Raw genomic sequence first — 16,343 nt, forward strand, 5'->3', positions numbered from 1 at the left:
GTGTATCAATAGCTCGATGATTGATCGAGGCATAAGACGGCGGGTATTTTACTACCAAACTCGATAGCTGCTGCACTCGATCATGGAATGCGAACAGCGCTTAAGCAATTCAGCGCTGGCTTGATTGATCGTCGCGGGCGCGTGCTTCGATGCGTTCGATGTGAATCAGCGGCACGAACAGCCAGATGGCGGCGGTCGTGCAGGTCGAGATGGTTACCAGCCAGGTGTACGCGAACGATCCCTCGCCGAGCGAAGTGTACAACTGCGCCCCGATATTCTGCGAAGCCAGTGTGCCAAAATTGAAAATCGACATGAGCAATGCGAAAAAAGTGGCTTCCGCCCGTTTTGGGCAGGCCCGGGCGGCAAGATCCAGGAACGCCAGGGTGGTGATCATGTTGGTGACGCCCCAGATCATGTGGATGAACAACGCGGATGTTTCTCCGCGATAAGCCAGGTACGCCAGCAAGGTGATTACCGACAGACCGATCGCGATGTTGATCATGCGCCGCAGCGGCACCGTGCGCGACAGCGCTGCATAGATCATCGCACCGATGATGCTGAAGGTGGAGTCGATGGAGCTCAGGATACCGATGTATTGCTGGCTGAAGCCCAGTGTATCGGTTTTATAGTAGAAAAACGCCGGGCCGAATGACGGGCTGAAATTAAAGAGAAAAATAAAGGCCGCGACCAGCCATATCGAGCGCTCTCCAAATCCTTCCCGCAGTGCAATCCAGGTTTCCTGGAACGCTTCAGGTCCCGAATGCACGTACTTTTTCTCACGCACGAAGAAGATTGCCATCAGCAGTACAGTAAACGGAAATATCGCTGAGACGGCAAACGCCGTGTGCAAGTCACGGTGTTCGGCAAAATATCCGCCAAGCAAGCCGACAAAGATCGATGCCGTGGTGATCGCGATCCATTGCACCGACTGGAAAGCGCCAGTCAGTCCATGCAATTTACCGTTTTCCACCATTAGCGCATCGCTGAGTACATCGTTATACGCCAGACCGAACCCCATAATCGTATAAAGGATGGCGAGTTCCCAATAACTATACTGCGTGGTCAATGCGGCGACCAAACCCGCTCCGCACGCCAACGATGAAGTCAGCAGCATATAACTCTTGCGCCGTTGACCGAAGAGCGGCAGAAAGTCCGAGATCAACCCGTACAGGGGTTTGATGAACCAGGGAATCGATGCCAACAGAAAAAAAGCGGCTACATCGTCGGCTTCAAAACCTTGATCCTTGAAGGTGATCGAGATGGTTTGATCGGTCAATGCCGACATGCCTTGCGCGAAGTAAATGATGGCGAACAGGGCGGCAAAACGCCTTGCCTCGACGGTCTTGAACAGAAGCAGGTATTTTGTCCAGACATTCATGTTCGCTGAGTTCGGCTTTTATCGTATTGGAATGAAAGGCTTCACGCTTTCTCAGTGTGCCGTAAAAAAGGTAAAAAATACGCAAAGATTGGTTTGCTGAGCATTATAGCTTGGCTATTCGGCTCCCCAACTGAAATTTAGCAGATAAAGACCGCTTAATCTTGAATGGCAAGATGGTATTCTTGATTGATATCATTATTGAAACGCTCAACTCGTAAAAAAATGACAGCCTATCCACTTCTACTGAAACAGCTTTGGCATACACCGTTGGCGAACGCGCCCGGACAGGAAATTGTTTATCGCGATCAGTTGCGCTTGACTTACCGTCAGGTGTACGCGCGTATCAATCAGCTCGCGGCGGCGCTGGCAGCCGATGGTTTCGAGCAAGGTGATGTCATCGCCGTCATGGATCACGATAGCCACCGCTATCTGGAATGCTATTTTGCCATCCCGATGTACGGTGCGACTCTGATGACGGTCAATACCAAGCTGACTCCGGCGCAGATTGCGTATACCGTGAATCATTCAGGCGCTGCGCTGCTATTGTTGCATGCCGATTTCATCCCGGTGATCGAAGCCATACGCGCGGAATTATCCGGTATACGGAAGATTGTCGTTATCGCCGATGGCGCAGTGCTGCCGCATACTGACATGCAGTTTGACGGCGAGTATGAATCCTGGTTGGCGGATAAAACGGAATCTTTTGATTTTGCCGATTTCGATGAAAATACCCGCGCGACGGTTTTCTATACCACTGGTACGACTGGCGCGCCCAAAGGGGTTTATTACTCGCACCGGCAGTTGGTGTTGCACACGCTCGCTGCCGGTATGGCGCTGGCGGCACCGGCGGCCCATCAGCGCTTGCATGCCGAGGATGTATACATGCCGCTGACACCGATGTTTCATGTGCATGCCTGGGGTATGCCGTATATTGCCACGCTGCTCGGTATCAAACAGGTTTATCCCGGACGTTACGCCCCCGATCTCCTACTGAAATTGATTCGTGAAGAAAAAGTGACTTGTTCGCATTGCGTGCCTACTTTATTAAAAATGATACTCTCGGCGGCACAAGCATCCGCCACGGATCTGCGCGGCTGGAAAGTCGTCATCGGCGGATCGGCGTTGCCGCATGCGTTGGCTAAGCAAGCGCTGGCAATGGGGGTCGATTGCTTTGCCGGTTATGGGTTATCGGAAACGGCGCCCATATTGACGCTGGCCCAACTGACCGGCGACAGCCTGCAAGCTTCCGCGCCGGATGATGCGCTGGCTGCGTTATGCTCCGCCGGGCGTGCGATACCGCTGGTAGAGCTAAAAATCGTTGATGAAACCATGCGGCTGCAACCGCATGACGGACAAAGCAGCGGTGAGATCGTGGCGCGCGCGCCTTGGTTAACGGACGGTTATCTCGCTAACCCGGAAGCCAGTGCAGCGCTCTGGCAGGGCGGTTATTTGCATACCCAGGATATCGGCGTGATCGATCCGGATGGCTATCTGCACATTACCGATCGTTTAAAAGATATCATCAAAGTGGCCGGTGAATGGGTGTCGTCGCTGGAAGTCGAGAATGCCTTATCGCAGGTGCCCGGTGTCAAAGAAGTGGCCGTCATCGGCGTGCCGGATAAACGCTGGGGAGAACGTCCGCTGGCATTGCTGGCCGTGGATCAATCGATTTTCAGTGAATCGGCCGTGCATGAGCAAATGCGGCTATCCATCGAGCGCGGATTGATTTCAAAACATGCCTTGCTGACGAAATTCAAGCAAGTCGATACCATCGCCAAAACCAGCGTGGGCAAAATCGATAAAAAAGCTTTGCGGGCTGAGTACCTGGCTGCTGATTGAATAGTATTGAGGCGGCTAAGCCCGGTGTGAAGTGGACTGAAACCAGAAGCGGCAGCGTTGATTTTGTTTTATCATCTTCAACACCAATTGAATTCTGCACTTATGTATCAGTCTAAAAAGCATCTTGCAGCATAACTCATCAGTGGAGCTTCTATGCGAACTGTTAAACCGATGTATCTGGTCGTTGCACTTGTGGTAATCCTGGCAAGCAATTCCGTTTGGGCGCGTAGCGGCGGGCATGTCGGCGGTCATAGTCATGGCCACAGTCATTTAAGTATCGGATTGGGTTATTACGGGCCAGGGTTTTATGGCGGCTACGGCTATGGCGGATATGGTTTTGGCGGCTACGGGTTTGGTTATCCGTATTACTACCCGCCGATGTACACCTATCCGCAAACGGTGATTGTGCCCACAACGCCGCCGGTTTATGTCCAGCAGCAACAGGCTCAACCAGCGCAACCGCAAACCAATTATTGGTACTATTGCCAAGAGGCCGATGGTTACTATCCTTATGTCAAAACTTGCCCGGGGGGCTGGATGCAAGTAGCACCGCAACCGCCTGGACAATAACGCGGAGAGTTCAAACATGTTCACACCGAAAAGATTATCCGTTTTATTGATGACCGGCATGCTGGCTGCCTGTGCCAATATGCCGACGGGTCCGAGCGTATTGACGTTACCCGGCACCGGCAAGAGCTTTGATCAGTTCCGCGCCGATGACTATGAATGCAGAGCTTACGCGTACCAGCAAATCGGCGGCACAACACCGCAGCAATCGGCTCGTTCCAGCGGTGTGGAAAGCGCGGCGATAGGCACCGGGCTCGGTGCTGCTGCGGGGGCTGCTTTAGGCGGCGGACACGGTGCTGCGATTGGAGCGGGTACGGGGCTTTTGCTCGGTAGCGCGGCCGGGGCAGGGACTGCTTCATCGTCCTGGTATGTCAACCAAGACCGGTATGACATCAGCTACATCCAGTGTATGTATGCAAAAGGTCATCGTGTTCCGGTGTCGGGAAATATCACTAACGATCAACCGGTGAGTACCGGCAGCAGCCCCAGAATTGCAACGCCACCGGCAAATTTCACGCCGCCACCGCCCCCACCGGGTAATCCGCCACCACCGCCACCGCGCTAACCGGATCGCATGTGTGTAACAAGTGATGGCAGGAGTGCAGCAAAACCGGTTTGTATTATTGGGAGACGCTGATGATTGAACAGAAAAAGATAATCGAACCGGAAAAGGTAGCTTGTGAAGTGTGCCTTAAAGAAATACCGCTATCCGAAGCCACCAGTGTGAAAGCGACCGATTACATCGTGTATTACTGCGGACTGGAGTGCTACGATCAATGGAGAAAACAGAAAGAACCGCCTGCACCCGCAGGCAAAGATTGAACGTGCGCGCTTGCCATCAGGTTTTTGTCAGTACCCTCAAATCCAACGGAAGCTCTTCTCCGAGCCATTTGGCATCCACGGTATGGGCTTCCAGCTCGTTTTCCTGCACCGGATGAATGAGCACGGAAAGGCCTTGCCGCATTTCATCCAGGACTGGTGTGATTTTTTCGATCTCGGATGCCGGAATATGGATTTCAAACATTGGCCTGGAATGCGGGCCGATCGGCTTTGCAATCAACCGGCCGATGTAGGTCAATTGCGGAAGGGTTTGAGCAATGTTCTCCCGGACAATGGCAGCACGATCGATTTCATTTTCCAGAAAATAAATATGGCCATGGAATGTTTGCATGAGTGCCGCTTGTTTTCTCGTTAGTCTATCTTGTAGTTATCCTGTTTTTACAGAATCCGTCGTGGTATGAACAGATATTAAACGGGCATTCAGCAAGCGCGCCATGCCTCCCGCGCCTTGCCGTATGACTTCTATGCGCGGAGCTTATTCGCCAATGCGTCATTGCGGCGGGATGACGTAATCCGCTGTCAGCATCTCCAGCAAATGCCCGTTCGGATCGCGAAAGTAAACGCCCCGTCCGTCATAACTGTGATTGATGGTCATATCATCCGCAGTTCCGGGGCCGCTGCCATATGGGATATGCCCGGCTTGCAGTCTGGCGAATATATCGTCGAATTCCTGCTCCGAGACTTTGAACGCATAGTGCAGGGTGTCAAATTTCTCTTTGTTGTCAAAATCCAGGCATAGCGTGTCATTGACGCGCACGACGATGAAATGCGAGAACACACCAGCATATTCAAAGCCAAACAACCGGCTATAAAATTTTGCCGATGCGGTTTTATCGAAGCAGGGCACGATGGTGTGATTCAGGGTAATTGCCATTATCTTCTCCTGTTAAAGCATTCGCATTGAGCCGCTTACGTTCCGCAAAAGGTTTGATAGACACGCTCCGACGGCGCTGGCGGTGTGCGGTAATGATAGTGTTCCGGCAAATCGGTGAATGGATCGGCCAGTGCGGCAAGCAGTTGCTGCAACACGGTGTAATCGCCGTGTTCCGAAGCGGCGGATAATGCTTCTTCAACGCGGTGGTTACGTGGTATGACTGCCGGATTATGCGCTTGCATCAAACGCAACGACATCTCCCGGGAATCGGGCTGGCGCGCGAGCCTTGCTTGCCAGCGGGTGTGCCATGCCACAAATCCGGCATCATGAAACACCGCGTCTTCGGGCAAGGATTCCGCGGCTAGCGCGCGAAATGTATTGGTGTAATCGGTTTGATTACTGTGCATCCAGCTCAAAAGAGCTGAGATCAGTGCGCTATCCTCGGTTTCTTCGGTGAGCAATCCCAATTTTTTACGCATCCCCCTCATCCACTGGTCTTGGTATATTTGCGGAAAAGCGTGAATCGCTTCTTCCGCCAGCGCCACGGCTTTTTCCTGCACCGGATCGATGAGCGGCAGCAGGGTTTCAGCCAAGCGGGCGAGATTCCATTGTGCCATCACGGGCTGATTGCTATAACGATAGCGGCCGGACCGGTCGATCGAACTGAACACCGTGTGCGGATCGAACGCGTCCATGAATGCGCAAGGACCGTAATCGATCGTTTCGCCGCTGATGCTCATGTTATCGGTGTTCATCACGCCGTGAATGAACCCTACTAGCAACCATTTTGCGACCAGCGCCGCTTGGCGCTCAATGACCTGATGCAACAGGGCCAGATAAGGATTTCCGGTATCGGCAAGAGCGCGATAATGGCGTTGAATGACGTAATCAGCCAGTATTTTAATGGCTTTCACGTCGCCTTGCCCCGCTGCATATTCAAATGTGCCGACGCGGATATGGCTTGATGCGACACGAGTCAGAATTGCACCGGGTAACACGGATTCCCGTATTACGGGTTCGCCGGTGGTAACCACGGCGAGACTGCGCGTAGTAGGAATATTCAATGCATGCATTGCTTCGCTGATAATGTATTCGCGCAGCATGGGCGCCAACGCCGCACGGCCATCGCCGCGCCGTGAGAACGGCGTCTGGCCGGAGCCTTTGAGCTGGATATCGAATCGCTCGCCTGCCGGGGTGAGATGTTCGCCGAGCAGTATTGCGCGCCCATCGCCCAGCATGGTGAAATGACCAAACTGATGACCGGCATAGGCTTGCGCGACCGGTTGTGCCGTATCCGGCAGCGTATTTCCGGCAAACAGCAAAGCCGCCTGGTCTGCCGTTAATGCATGCAGATTCAGTCCGAGCGATTCGGCCAAAGCATGATTCAACAGGACCGCTCGCGGCGCGCGTACCGGCATTGGATGAACCGGTGCGTAAAAATAATCGGGCAAACGGGCATAGCTGTTGTCAAAGCGCCAGCCAACGCTATCGTTTGCCGGTTGTACATTGAATTTCATAGGTTTATTTCGCGTATGTTGGGTTGGAATTCTTATCAAGTGACACTATTGTAAAGGACACCGCCTATCTTGGTATGTTCCTGGTGCAAAGTGGTGATTCAACCAATCCGCTGACGGGAGCAACGATAATTTATCGAACGGATTTTCCTTGCAGCATGCGGAGGAGCTGTTGGCGATAGGGATGGTACTGCACTTCGATGGAATGCCGCGGGCGCGCAATGAAGTGTCGCGCCCAGAATGCGCCTTCAGCGTCGGCTTGCTCACGCCAATCGGATGGCAGCCGGATTTTGCCGCTGAGGAACTGACCGATCAGCCGCGCTTGCAACTCGGCCAGAGTCCAAATGCAGCCCTGCGGTTGTATCAAGCCGATGAAGAACAAACTGGGATGGCCGGGATGAAAAATGCGCAAATATAGCGGCACATGACTGGCGTTCTCCCAGTCAATGAAGTCCGTATCAAAGAAAGGAAAACTGATGGTATAACCAGTTGCGGCGATGATGACATCGTACTGCGCCGACGCGCCATCGGTAAACCGCACCGTGTGGTCGGCAACATCATGGATTGCAGGGCGAGGGTGTATTTTGCCATGCCGTATCCTATCGAAGATTACCGAGTTGATGGTCGGATGTGCTTGCGTGGGCGCGAAATCCGGCTCGGGCAATTGATAATCGCGGTAACGCCCGATCTGGATCCGCAGGGAAATTTTTTGCAGGCGGTTTTTTATGCTTTGCGGTAGCCATTGAATGGAAGCCGCGAAAGTATCGGTCGGTTTTCCCATGACCAGTTTGGGAATTATGTACTGCGGTGTGCGCAGGCTCATATCGACCCGCGCGGCATCGCGGCTGGCTTCAACCGCGCAATCGCAACCCGAATTACCGGCGCCGACCACGAGTACCCGCTTGTTTTCCAATCCTTGACTGGTTTTAAACTCGTGCGCATGCAGATACGTTCCGGCAAAACGGTCTTTCCATCCGGGATGGCGCGGCTTGGTGTGATGCCCGTTGGCGACGAGCAGATAATCGAATTCCGCTTGCGTGCCATCGTTAAGCAACAGCCGCCATCGTTCTTGCGCAATTTTTTCCACGCGCAGTACGGCAACATTGAAGCGGATATATTGCTCCAATTGAAAATGCCGGGCGTAGGCCTGGAAATAAGCAAGTATCTGCTGATGGCTGGGGTAATCGGGATAGTCGTCCGGCATCGGAAAGTCACTGAATTGCGACATCGGTTTGCTGGAAATGATGTGCGTCGCCTTACTGATACTGCTGCGCCCCGGTGCGGTGCTGTATACCCAGTTCCCGCCGATCTGATCGTTCTTTTCATAGCACACGATATCGTGCAATCCCGCTTCCACTAAGTGCTTGATCGCGGTGAGGCCGGAACAGCCGGCGCCGATTATGGCAATGCGCATCTTGTGTAGGTTGATTCCGGTAAATTCATCTGATTTGTTTTGATGATAGCAGGTTATGGCTGCATCGTTATTATCCGCTCTGTAATCCAACCGGTAACGAAGCGCGGAGATGTGTATTGACATAAGCGCGATTTGTATTCAGCTGATATTCAGCCCAATGCTCACACAATGACAACTGAGATACCGCAATTGATTAGGGTATCGGGCTTTAGAAAAGAGAACGGGCCTAAATCAAAAATTACGTTACAAAAATAGCCCGTCTGTGTGAATTTTCAGGAGAAATGTCATGAGCACTCAACGAATACTTATTCCGCTTGCTTTCGCCGCAATTATTTTTCTGGGCGGCTGCGTGGCTACGCCGTATTACGGAGGAACGGGTTATTACCGGGGCGCCGCATACGGTTACAGCTATCAGCCATCCTATTATGCCGGTCAAGGCTATATGGGCGGCGGGTTCGGATACTCCAATCGCGGACATAGGCATAATCATGGTCATATGCATCAAGGCGGCGGATATCGTCCTTTCGCGGGAGAACATAGGCATATCGGCGGCGGACATCAACACCATGGCCGGGGGCACTGGGGTGGAGGCCACCGGGGCGGTCATCACCGGAGATGAGAAAGATAATGATGGATTTAATCGTAAATTCGCAGGGATTGCGTTATCCGATAAAGATTGAATTGACGCAAAACGCTATGGCGCACCGTGCATCATTTTTTGCAATGTTTGGGTGAGTGCAAACAAAATTAGGGACGCAATCCCGGACAAGATCACGAAAATCATGAAAAACTCGAACAAACCTGCGATTTCAAAGCCCGCAAATACCGGTGCTGCGGGCAATGCCGGATCGGGGTATAAAGCGCTCAGTATTCCTGCGAATTTGCTGGCGGCCGCCATGGATGAGAACCATACGCCCATCAATAACGAAGCAAACTTCGCTGGCGCGAGTTTGACTACCATGGCCAACCCAATGGGCGATAAACACAGCTCGCCGATGGTATGCAACAAATACAAACTGAATAACCACATCATGCTGACTTTGATGGTCGGATCCACGCCTTTGACGCCGAAGGCGATGACGCAGTAGCCTAGCGACAAAAATAACAATCCTAGTGCCTGCTTGGCGGGTGATGAAGGCTCCCAATTGCGCCGCCCCAGGAATGTCCAGATCACTGCGAATAATGGGGCCAGTATGATAATCAGCACGGCATTGATGGATTGAAAGAAACTCGTTGGGATCTCTGTTCCGAACAAATTTCTATCGGTCTGTTCTTCGGCAAAGAAGGTCAACGACGCACCGGCTTGCTCAAATGCCGCCCAGAAGAAAATCACGAAGAAAGCCAGAATATAAATCACGCCTATTCGCTTTTTTTCAATTGAGCTCAGGGCTTTATCGGCAATGATCGCCGCCGGACCGATGATCGTGATGGAAAAGATGCTTGATCCGATGAGACCCAGATCCATAAAACAATAAAAAATAGCGAATAAAACCAACGCAGCAACCGTCCAAACCAGTTTTTGAGAAAGCGGCATCGCGGGTGTTTGGGTGTCATGTTCCGTTAGAATTTTTCTCTCCGGAACCAGCCCGATTCCTGCGCCTTCGGGCGTGACGATGAGTTTGTTTTTGAGCAACTCGAAGGTGAAGATACTGACGATCATGCCAATGCAGGCAGCCAGAAAACCCCATTGGAAATCCGCCGGATTCCCCGTATCGCCCAAACTGCCGCACACCAGCGGCGCGAGAAATGCGCCAAGGTTGATGCCCATATAGAAAATAGTGAATGCAGCGTCGATACGTTGATCGCCTGCCGGGTAAAGCTGGCCTACCATCGTGGAAATATTCGGCTTAAAAAAACCGTTGCCAAAAATGAGGAATCCCAGACCGAGAAAGAGCATCGGTTGCGCGAAAGCAATATCGTTGTAGTTCGCTGCCGACAAAAACATGCAGAAATGTCCGGTCGCCATCAGGATGCCGCCAATAAGAATGGCTCGCCTGTTGCCCCAATAACGATCCGCCATATAACCGCCAATGAGCGGCGTCAGATAAACCAAGCCGGTGTAGTTGCCATAAATCTCGGACACCAGCGCTTTGTCGAGCAGCAAGGCTTTGATCATGAACAATGTGAAGATGGCGCGCATGCCGTAGTAACTGAAACGCTCCCACATTTCGGTAAAAAACAAAAGGTATAGACCTTTAGGATGTCCTGTTGAGTTCATGCGTTTTGCAATGGATTAACGTTGTCCGGATGCTGCTGGTGGTATTGTAAGTTTGAGCGGCGGGGCATTATAACCAGCGGAAGAAATCAGTGCGCATTTTGACTTCGGTAGAAGTATTGTCTCAGTAGAAAGCGATATCTGTTTTTTACATGAAAATATGAATTCTTCGGTTATATTGTCAGGGGATCGAATCGCGATGTTGCAAAGATTTTCTGATGAATAGCTGAATGATGACAAGGTCCAGGAGGATCATTAAGCCGGGCTGAATTACTGGAACGTGCAGCGAATGCCGAAATGCATGCAATGCATATTACTCCCATCGTTTCGCGGCAAAATGGTGCTGCGTAGTCATCTAATGATGGTGTGCGGGGCAGACGATGCGATACCGGCTCTGCATCAGTTGTGCCTATCTTACTGGTTAACCGCTCGTGAGCCCAGATATGCTCCTTTGCCTGTCAGTAATCCGCCGCATATTGCTGAGAGAGAAAATTCATGATGATCAATATGCAGGCGAGGAATACCGTGTAGTATGAAAATTTCTTAGCATCCCTTAAGTGATCATCCTTGGAGGGGAACTTGATGTTGTCTACCTTGCTGGCATATCTTTTACTAATATATTCATAGGTTTTTTCATAGTTAGAGTGCATGTATTGATGGTAAATCATCAATGCAAAAGAAATCACTAACCCGATCCACCCCAAAAGCTCAATCATTGTTTACCCCCGATGTTTTTAATGAATTGCATAGATAATAGAGTCCATCGTATCAATAAAAATTCGATGAATAAAATTTTTTGCGGAAGGGTGGTGAGCAGAACTGGGTCGGCACTATACGCAGTCTTGAGGGGCATAGGATCCGTTGCACAGTTCTGCTCATAAGGATCCCAGCGCGCCCAAGGAGTTGGGTTAGGAGTAAGAAAAGGCGCGCTGGGTTTAAACTCTTCCAGCCATCCGGCTACGCACAACATAATGCGCTGGCTGGTGCGGTACTGTTCTGAAATGGTGAGTGACCATCTTAATGCAATATTTTTAATTTATCTGTACGTGCGAACACGTAGGGTTAAACCCTTATTGATGGTCTGCAAAAGTTATACATGCACCGTAATTGCCATTCGCAGTAATTGGCGCAATAAGAATATGCCCCACAAGGTACTGAATTTTGCAGCGATAGCAGTACAACAGTGCGCCGGTCTCAGACCTGCAAAGCTAATATGTACAGTAACCTACGCGTGGAAGTTAACCGATCCAACGTGCGAAAGCACTACAGCCCGCATACCGGAAAATATTGAAGTGAAGTAGTTTGGATTTGATTTGGCAGCAGGGTTTTACCAAGAGGTGGGATTACCTGGTTTGATAGAGGTGTGAAACTTTGTCAACCAAGCGCGAAAGCGCAAAGGGTAATCCCATGAGTAGTTTTCAACAGAAAGCCTGAATTGCGGCAATTCAACCCCATTTCCACCACAACAACGCCAATTTATCTTCTTCTCTCTCCCGGTATCCACGCCAGTTGCCAACCGGGTGCGGATTTGGCTTCCAGCAAGCCGGTCAGGCGGAAGTTGATCCATTTGCGCGTGGGCATTTCCAGGTGCCGGTAGCTCCAGATCGCGATCGAAATAGCCGAACCGAACATACCCGCTACAAATAGGATGGATCCTGTTACGCTACTTTCCACGGGCAGCCCGGTGATGCTTTCCCAATCCTGTTTTGCAACAAACTGGACCAGGTAATGCCACATATAAATAGAGAATGACAATACCCCAATCGTATGCAGGCCGCGCGTATCGAGGCAGGTGCATAAATAGCCGCGATCTTCCCAGGTCACCAGCACGATCAAGGCCATCAAGCCAATCACCAGAACATCGGTTACACCAAAGTGGAGCGAAAGAAAGAGTGCGATAGAGGCAACAATCTGAATAGATGTCAGGTATCTGTCCGGCAAAGCAGAAACCGTGTGACGTGCTAAGAACAGCAACATGCCGATTGTGAAAGCGGATGCGGCGCGGATGGTGGACAAACGAAAGTTGTCGTTGACATCGCTATCCGTCGCCATGCATAAGCAATAGAAAAGCACCGCAATGCATGACAACACCACTAAAGCTAGCATACGGTTATCGCCACTGATGGTCAGAAGCGCGGCAAAGAGCAAATAGCAAAAAAATTCCGCGCTCAGCGACCATGAGGGGAAATTCCAAGTGACCCAATCGAACATGCCCCACGAGTGGATCAGAAACAGATTGGCGGCCAGTGATTCGGGCGTGCGTAAGGAGTCGTCGAACAAGCAGCAGGCTTCTTTTCCCAATCCCCAGTTGATCAGTGCCAGCAGCGTAAAGAAAAGTACAGTTGCCACCAATGTAATGAAATGCAAGGGATAAATTCTGGCGATCCGGGCAATCAGATAATGCAAAGTGTCGCGCATGCTATAGCGTCTGGGATGTTCGATGTCATATACATAGGCCATGACGAATCCACTGAGAATGAAGAAGAAATCAACCCAGAGGTAGCCTTTGTAAAAATACAGAGTGATTTCATCGGGATCTATCGATGAATGCAAATAGTATCGAAAATGAACGAAGACAACCATCATGGCTGCCCAACCGCGCAATGAAGTATGCGAACGGATTTCTTTTTTATGTGAGATATGCATCATAAATTGAATTTTTCACTGATGAAACCAGCCGTTCTTAACGGCAAGCGGTTTCAAATCTGCTGAATTGAAGTGTTGGGTCTGATGTATTGGATTTATGCGTAACGGGCGAATCGGGGAAATACCGGATTGAAAAAATGCGCGCTATTATAAATGATTGACTAACGACCGCTCCGCTAAATGTTTATCGGCAAGCAAAAATTAACAGTTTGGATGGAGTGGATCGGCGCCGGAAAGTTCCCGGCAAAATGCTAAAGTTCCTATCCAGCGATCAGCTTTCTGTCATTCACCTGGCGAAGATGGAATGAGAAGAGCATGAAAATTTTGCCTGACCGTAGCCAGGCAAAATCTCCTGTTACGGGTGACTTAATACAATGCGGTATTTCGCTTGACCGCTTGCCAATCTGGCCAGCGCTTCATTGACCTGATCAAAACGGAAAACTTCAATGACCGGTTCTATCTTGTGTTGCGCGGCAAAACGCAACATGGTCGCGATACCGGCGGGGCTGCCGACGGGGGAGCCGGAAACCGAGCATTGATTGGCGATCAGCGGGAATACATTGATATCCAACGGTTCAAGCGGTACGCCGAGAAAATGCAAACGGCCTTTAGGGCGCAGGGTGGCGATATAGGCATTCCAGTCCAACTTGACATTCACGGTGGTTAGAATCAGATCAAAGCGGCCGGCTGCGGCAGCCAGTTCGCTTGGTTTTTTCGTGTCCAGCACATCGTGCGCGCCCATCGCCAGCGCTTCCTTCTTTTTGTCTTCGCTCGAAGTGAAGGCCGTTACCCGGCAACCCCATGCACGCAGAAATTGCAGTGCGATATGTCCTAAACCGCCAATACCGATGACGGCGACTTCGGCTGTGGGGGAAACGTTGTATTGCAGCAGCGGATTGAAAACGGTGATTCCGCCACAGAACAGCGGACCCGCATTTTGTGCGTTGAGGCCATCCGGCAATGCGACAACACTGACCGCTTTGGCGCGTACTTTGTCGGCAAAACCGCCGTGGTGGCCTACGATGGTGGATTCCGGCTGTGCGCAAAGGTTATGGTCGCCGGACAGGCAGCTGTGGCACGTCATGCAATAACCGGCATGCCAGCCCAGGCCGACGCGCTGACCTATTGATAGATTATTGACATGCGCGCCTTTGGCCGCGATGGTGCCGATAACCTCATGCCCCGGCACAAAGGGATATTGGGTGATTCCCCAGTCATTGTGCAGCATGCTTAAATCGCTATGGCAAATGCCGCAATGCTCGACCGCGATTTCAACATCGTGATCGCCCAATGCGCCAGGATCGTATTCAAAAGGTTCGAGTTTTCCACCAGGCTTAAACGCCGCATACGCTTTAATCATGAATTTCCCTTTCTATCCGGTTAATCATCGGGTTCAGCGTATTATGCGGCAATACCATGCTGCATAGAAGACAAATGCTGCGGCACTCTGTTGACTAGGGCACGAATATCACCGGAAAAAAACCCGCAGCCGGTTACGGCTGGCCGCAGGGTTTTGTGGCACTGGTAATTCAATGCGGCGAACAATAGTCTCCGCTGCTGCAAGCGGTTGCGGTTATTTAATGGCTATTTTTCTGGCGCCCGATCCGTTGATCTTGGGTAGTGTCAACTCGAGTATGCCGTCTTTATACTTGGCTTCCGTTTTTGATTCATCAACCGCACTGTGCAAGGTGAAGCTCCGGTAGCTGGAGCCTTGATAGCATTCGCGGCAAATCACCCGGTCACCTTCTTTCTCTTCTTTTTCTTTTTTTGTTTCGGCACTGATGGAAACCCGGTTACCGTCGACTTGCACCTTAATGTCATCTTTACTGACTCCCGGGATTTCGGCGCGGACGGTATAGGTTTTATCGTTTTCTTTGACATCGATCCGGATCAGCGGCGCGGTTTCCGGTTCACCGGAAAATGGGCGTAAACCGAATCCTTTGAACCAGTCGTCCATGTTCATGAAGGGATCGAGGCGCGCTAAATCGCCGGGTAGTGGAGAACGGCGGACAATTCTTGACATGATTTTTACTCCCTGAGTAAGGATTATTCTTTAATGGTGAGAAATTGAAAATCAATGCTGCCGCTATCAAACATATCCAACTCATTATCGACTTCCCGCTCAGCTTCAAGCCAATCGCGCAGGGCACCCGTCTCATTGCCCGCGAAGCCGCGCTTCTCGGCCCGGAAATAAGCCGCAGTGGCGATCATTTCCTGGCGGTCAAGCGGTGTTGCTGAATTCATGACCTGATGCGCGAGTATCCGCTCCTCGCTTTTTGATAACCTTGTTCCGGATTTCTTGGTTTCTCCTTCGCTGACTTTGCTTGGCATTTGATAATCCTCCTTGAGCAGGATATTTATTCGTACTGAAAGATGAGATTGATAAAAACCTTTATCAATTGATTATCTTAGTGAAATTTTTTTAAAAAATAAGTAAGAAAATACTTATTTTTAACTAAGTAAATACTTAGATATTGACAGCGCTTTTATTTTTCCGGTTGTTAAAACCGCGATCATTCCGCGTGTTCTCAGCCGCACCAAGAATTTCGCAGATACTTTTAAATTCACTGCGAATGGTGGCGGGCGTTCTTTTCAGGTGGGCAGCAAGCAGCTTGCAATCGGTCGTTTCCAGAACAAGACTGGCTTCAAGCAGTTGATACAAAACAGGGGGCAGCATTTGCTCGGTGTCGATTGCACCGATGAGCTGCGCGGCATGCATTTTCGCGCGCCGCAATTGACCCGATTCGTAGAAGGAATAATTGTTTTTTTGTTTGTAAAGATGACTAATGGCGTTAAAGTTGTCGAGAGTTTCAGCGTGCATCATTTGAATTTACTCCTCACATTAGGCGATATTTCCAGGATAGCAAGACAATGTGACAACCATATAACAGACACATTGAATTGGCTTCCGGTGATTCACTGTAACTGGACAGGGAGGAAACTACAATGCGGCAAATTGCCGCTTTATTTAGCCTTATTTTTTGTATTTAACTACCGCTTTGGTATTTTGGAACGGTTGGCGGCATAAATATATAAGCGCATCGCTTATCTTTCTC

Annotated in this window: 16 protein-coding genes; 5 read left to right on the forward strand and 11 right to left on the reverse strand. The window is 50.7% G+C overall.

Features of this window, described 5'->3' with window-relative positions; genetic code table 11:
- Positions 1-109 precede the first annotated feature (109 nt).
- On the reverse strand, positions 110-1,378 hold the full coding sequence (locus R2083_RS04655; RefSeq protein WP_317537695.1) for a folate/biopterin family MFS transporter: 1,269 nt from the start codon (positions 1,376-1,378) through the stop codon (positions 110-112).
- A 198-nt stretch (positions 1,379-1,576) separates the two neighbouring features.
- On the opposite strand from R2083_RS04655, the gene R2083_RS04660 reads away from it, so the two are divergent.
- The 4 genes from R2083_RS04660 to R2083_RS04675 all read left to right on the forward strand — a co-directional run bounded on the left by R2083_RS04660 (position 1,577) and on the right by R2083_RS04675 (position 4,606).
- Positions 1,577-3,217 (forward strand): fatty acid--CoA ligase, encoded by a 1,641-nt coding sequence (locus R2083_RS04660; protein WP_317537696.1) that lies wholly within the window; start codon positions 1,577-1,579, stop codon positions 3,215-3,217.
- 153 nt (positions 3,218-3,370) lie between these two features.
- Entirely contained in the window at positions 3,371-3,787 is a 417-nt protein-coding gene (locus R2083_RS04665; RefSeq protein ID WP_317537697.1) for a hypothetical protein, read from the forward strand.
- Positions 3,788-3,803: 16 nt separating this feature from the next.
- A complete protein-coding gene (locus R2083_RS04670; protein ID WP_317537698.1) occupies positions 3,804-4,349 on the forward strand; it encodes a YMGG-like glycine zipper-containing protein in 546 nt (181 codons plus the stop codon).
- A 71-nt stretch (positions 4,350-4,420) separates the two neighbouring features.
- A complete protein-coding gene (locus tag R2083_RS04675) occupies positions 4,421-4,606 on the forward strand; it encodes a DUF3330 domain-containing protein (protein WP_317530302.1) in 186 nt (61 codons plus the stop codon).
- 16 nt (positions 4,607-4,622) lie between these two features.
- On the opposite strand, the gene R2083_RS04680 is transcribed toward R2083_RS04675, so the two are convergent.
- The 4 genes from R2083_RS04680 to R2083_RS04695 all read right to left on the reverse strand — a co-directional run bounded on the left by R2083_RS04680 (position 4,623) and on the right by R2083_RS04695 (position 8,426).
- Positions 4,623-4,955 (reverse strand): DOPA 4,5-dioxygenase family protein, encoded by a 333-nt coding sequence (locus R2083_RS04680; RefSeq protein ID WP_317537699.1) that lies wholly within the window; start codon positions 4,953-4,955, stop codon positions 4,623-4,625.
- 159 nt (positions 4,956-5,114) lie between these two features.
- Positions 5,115-5,498, reverse strand: a complete 384-nt coding sequence (locus tag R2083_RS04685) for a VOC family protein (RefSeq protein ID WP_317537700.1) — start codon at positions 5,496-5,498, stop codon at positions 5,115-5,117.
- A gap of 35 nt (positions 5,499-5,533) precedes the next feature.
- A complete protein-coding gene (locus R2083_RS04690) occupies positions 5,534-7,015 on the reverse strand; it encodes a protein adenylyltransferase SelO (RefSeq protein WP_317537701.1) in 1,482 nt (493 codons plus the stop codon).
- 130 nt (positions 7,016-7,145) lie between these two features.
- Positions 7,146-8,426, reverse strand: a complete 1,281-nt coding sequence (locus R2083_RS04695; protein ID WP_317537702.1) for a flavin-containing monooxygenase — start codon at positions 8,424-8,426, stop codon at positions 7,146-7,148.
- Between the two features lie 286 nt (positions 8,427-8,712).
- Between R2083_RS04695 and R2083_RS04700 the strand changes: the two genes are divergently transcribed.
- A complete protein-coding gene (locus R2083_RS04700) occupies positions 8,713-9,045 on the forward strand; it encodes a hypothetical protein (RefSeq protein ID WP_317537703.1) in 333 nt (110 codons plus the stop codon).
- 75 nt (positions 9,046-9,120) lie between these two features.
- On the opposite strand, the gene R2083_RS04705 is transcribed toward R2083_RS04700, so the two are convergent.
- The 6 genes from R2083_RS04705 to R2083_RS04730 all read right to left on the reverse strand — a co-directional run bounded on the left by R2083_RS04705 (position 9,121) and on the right by R2083_RS04730 (position 16,111).
- On the reverse strand, positions 9,121-10,644 hold the full coding sequence (locus R2083_RS04705) for a peptide MFS transporter (protein ID WP_317537704.1): 1,524 nt from the start codon (positions 10,642-10,644) through the stop codon (positions 9,121-9,123).
- A gap of 1,473 nt (positions 10,645-12,117) precedes the next feature.
- Positions 12,118-13,290: an acyltransferase gene (locus R2083_RS04710; protein WP_317537705.1), complete on the reverse strand. Its 1,173-nt coding sequence runs from the start codon at positions 13,288-13,290 to the stop codon at positions 12,118-12,120.
- A 352-nt stretch (positions 13,291-13,642) separates the two neighbouring features.
- Positions 13,643-14,647 (reverse strand): NAD(P)-dependent alcohol dehydrogenase, encoded by a 1,005-nt coding sequence (locus R2083_RS04715; RefSeq protein WP_317537706.1) that lies wholly within the window; start codon positions 14,645-14,647, stop codon positions 13,643-13,645.
- Positions 14,648-14,860: 213 nt separating this feature from the next.
- A complete protein-coding gene (locus R2083_RS04720) occupies positions 14,861-15,310 on the reverse strand; it encodes an Hsp20/alpha crystallin family protein (protein WP_317537707.1) in 450 nt (149 codons plus the stop codon).
- A 23-nt stretch (positions 15,311-15,333) separates the two neighbouring features.
- Positions 15,334-15,618: a DUF2934 domain-containing protein gene (locus tag R2083_RS04725; RefSeq protein WP_317537708.1), complete on the reverse strand. Its 285-nt coding sequence runs from the start codon at positions 15,616-15,618 to the stop codon at positions 15,334-15,336.
- 136 nt (positions 15,619-15,754) lie between these two features.
- Positions 15,755-16,111: a hypothetical protein gene (locus tag R2083_RS04730; RefSeq protein WP_317537709.1), complete on the reverse strand. Its 357-nt coding sequence runs from the start codon at positions 16,109-16,111 to the stop codon at positions 15,755-15,757.
- Between the last annotated feature and the right edge of the window lie 232 nt (positions 16,112-16,343).

It is taken from the genome of Nitrosomonas sp. Is35 (genome assembly GCF_033063295.1).
Classification (GTDB): Bacteria; Pseudomonadota; Gammaproteobacteria; order Burkholderiales; family Nitrosomonadaceae; genus Nitrosomonas.

Coding starts and splice junctions, on each gene's coding strand:
- R2083_RS04655 (WP_317537695.1), bottom strand. CDS start 1,378: ATGAATGTCTGGACAAAATACCTGCTTCTGTTCAAGACCGTCGAGGCA.
- R2083_RS04665 (WP_317537697.1), top strand. CDS start 3,371: ATGCGAACTGTTAAACCGATGTATCTGGTCGTTGCACTTGTGGTAATC.
- R2083_RS04670 (WP_317537698.1), top strand. CDS start 3,804: ATGTTCACACCGAAAAGATTATCCGTTTTATTGATGACCGGCATGCTG.
- R2083_RS04675 (WP_317530302.1), top strand. CDS start 4,421: ATGATTGAACAGAAAAAGATAATCGAACCGGAAAAGGTAGCTTGTGAA.
- R2083_RS04680 (WP_317537699.1), bottom strand. CDS start 4,955: ATGCAAACATTCCATGGCCATATTTATTTTCTGGAAAATGAAATCGAT.
- R2083_RS04685 (WP_317537700.1), bottom strand. CDS start 5,498: ATGGCAATTACCCTGAATCACACCATCGTGCCCTGCTTCGATAAAACC.
- R2083_RS04690 (WP_317537701.1), bottom strand. CDS start 7,015: ATGAAATTCAATGTACAACCGGCAAACGATAGCGTTGGCTGGCGCTTT.
- R2083_RS04695 (WP_317537702.1), bottom strand. CDS start 8,426: ATGCGCATTGCCATAATCGGCGCCGGCTGTTCCGGCCTCACCGCGATC.
- R2083_RS04700 (WP_317537703.1), top strand. CDS start 8,713: ATGAGCACTCAACGAATACTTATTCCGCTTGCTTTCGCCGCAATTATT.
- R2083_RS04705 (WP_317537704.1), bottom strand. CDS start 10,644: ATGAACTCAACAGGACATCCTAAAGGTCTATACCTTTTGTTTTTTACC.
- R2083_RS04710 (WP_317537705.1), bottom strand. CDS start 13,290: ATGATGCATATCTCACATAAAAAAGAAATCCGTTCGCATACTTCATTG.
- R2083_RS04715 (WP_317537706.1), bottom strand. CDS start 14,647: ATGATTAAAGCGTATGCGGCGTTTAAGCCTGGTGGAAAACTCGAACCT.
- R2083_RS04720 (WP_317537707.1), bottom strand. CDS start 15,310: ATGTCAAGAATTGTCCGCCGTTCTCCACTACCCGGCGATTTAGCGCGC.
- R2083_RS04725 (WP_317537708.1), bottom strand. CDS start 15,618: ATGCCAAGCAAAGTCAGCGAAGGAGAAACCAAGAAATCCGGAACAAGG.
- R2083_RS04730 (WP_317537709.1), bottom strand. CDS start 16,111: ATGATGCACGCTGAAACTCTCGACAACTTTAACGCCATTAGTCATCTT.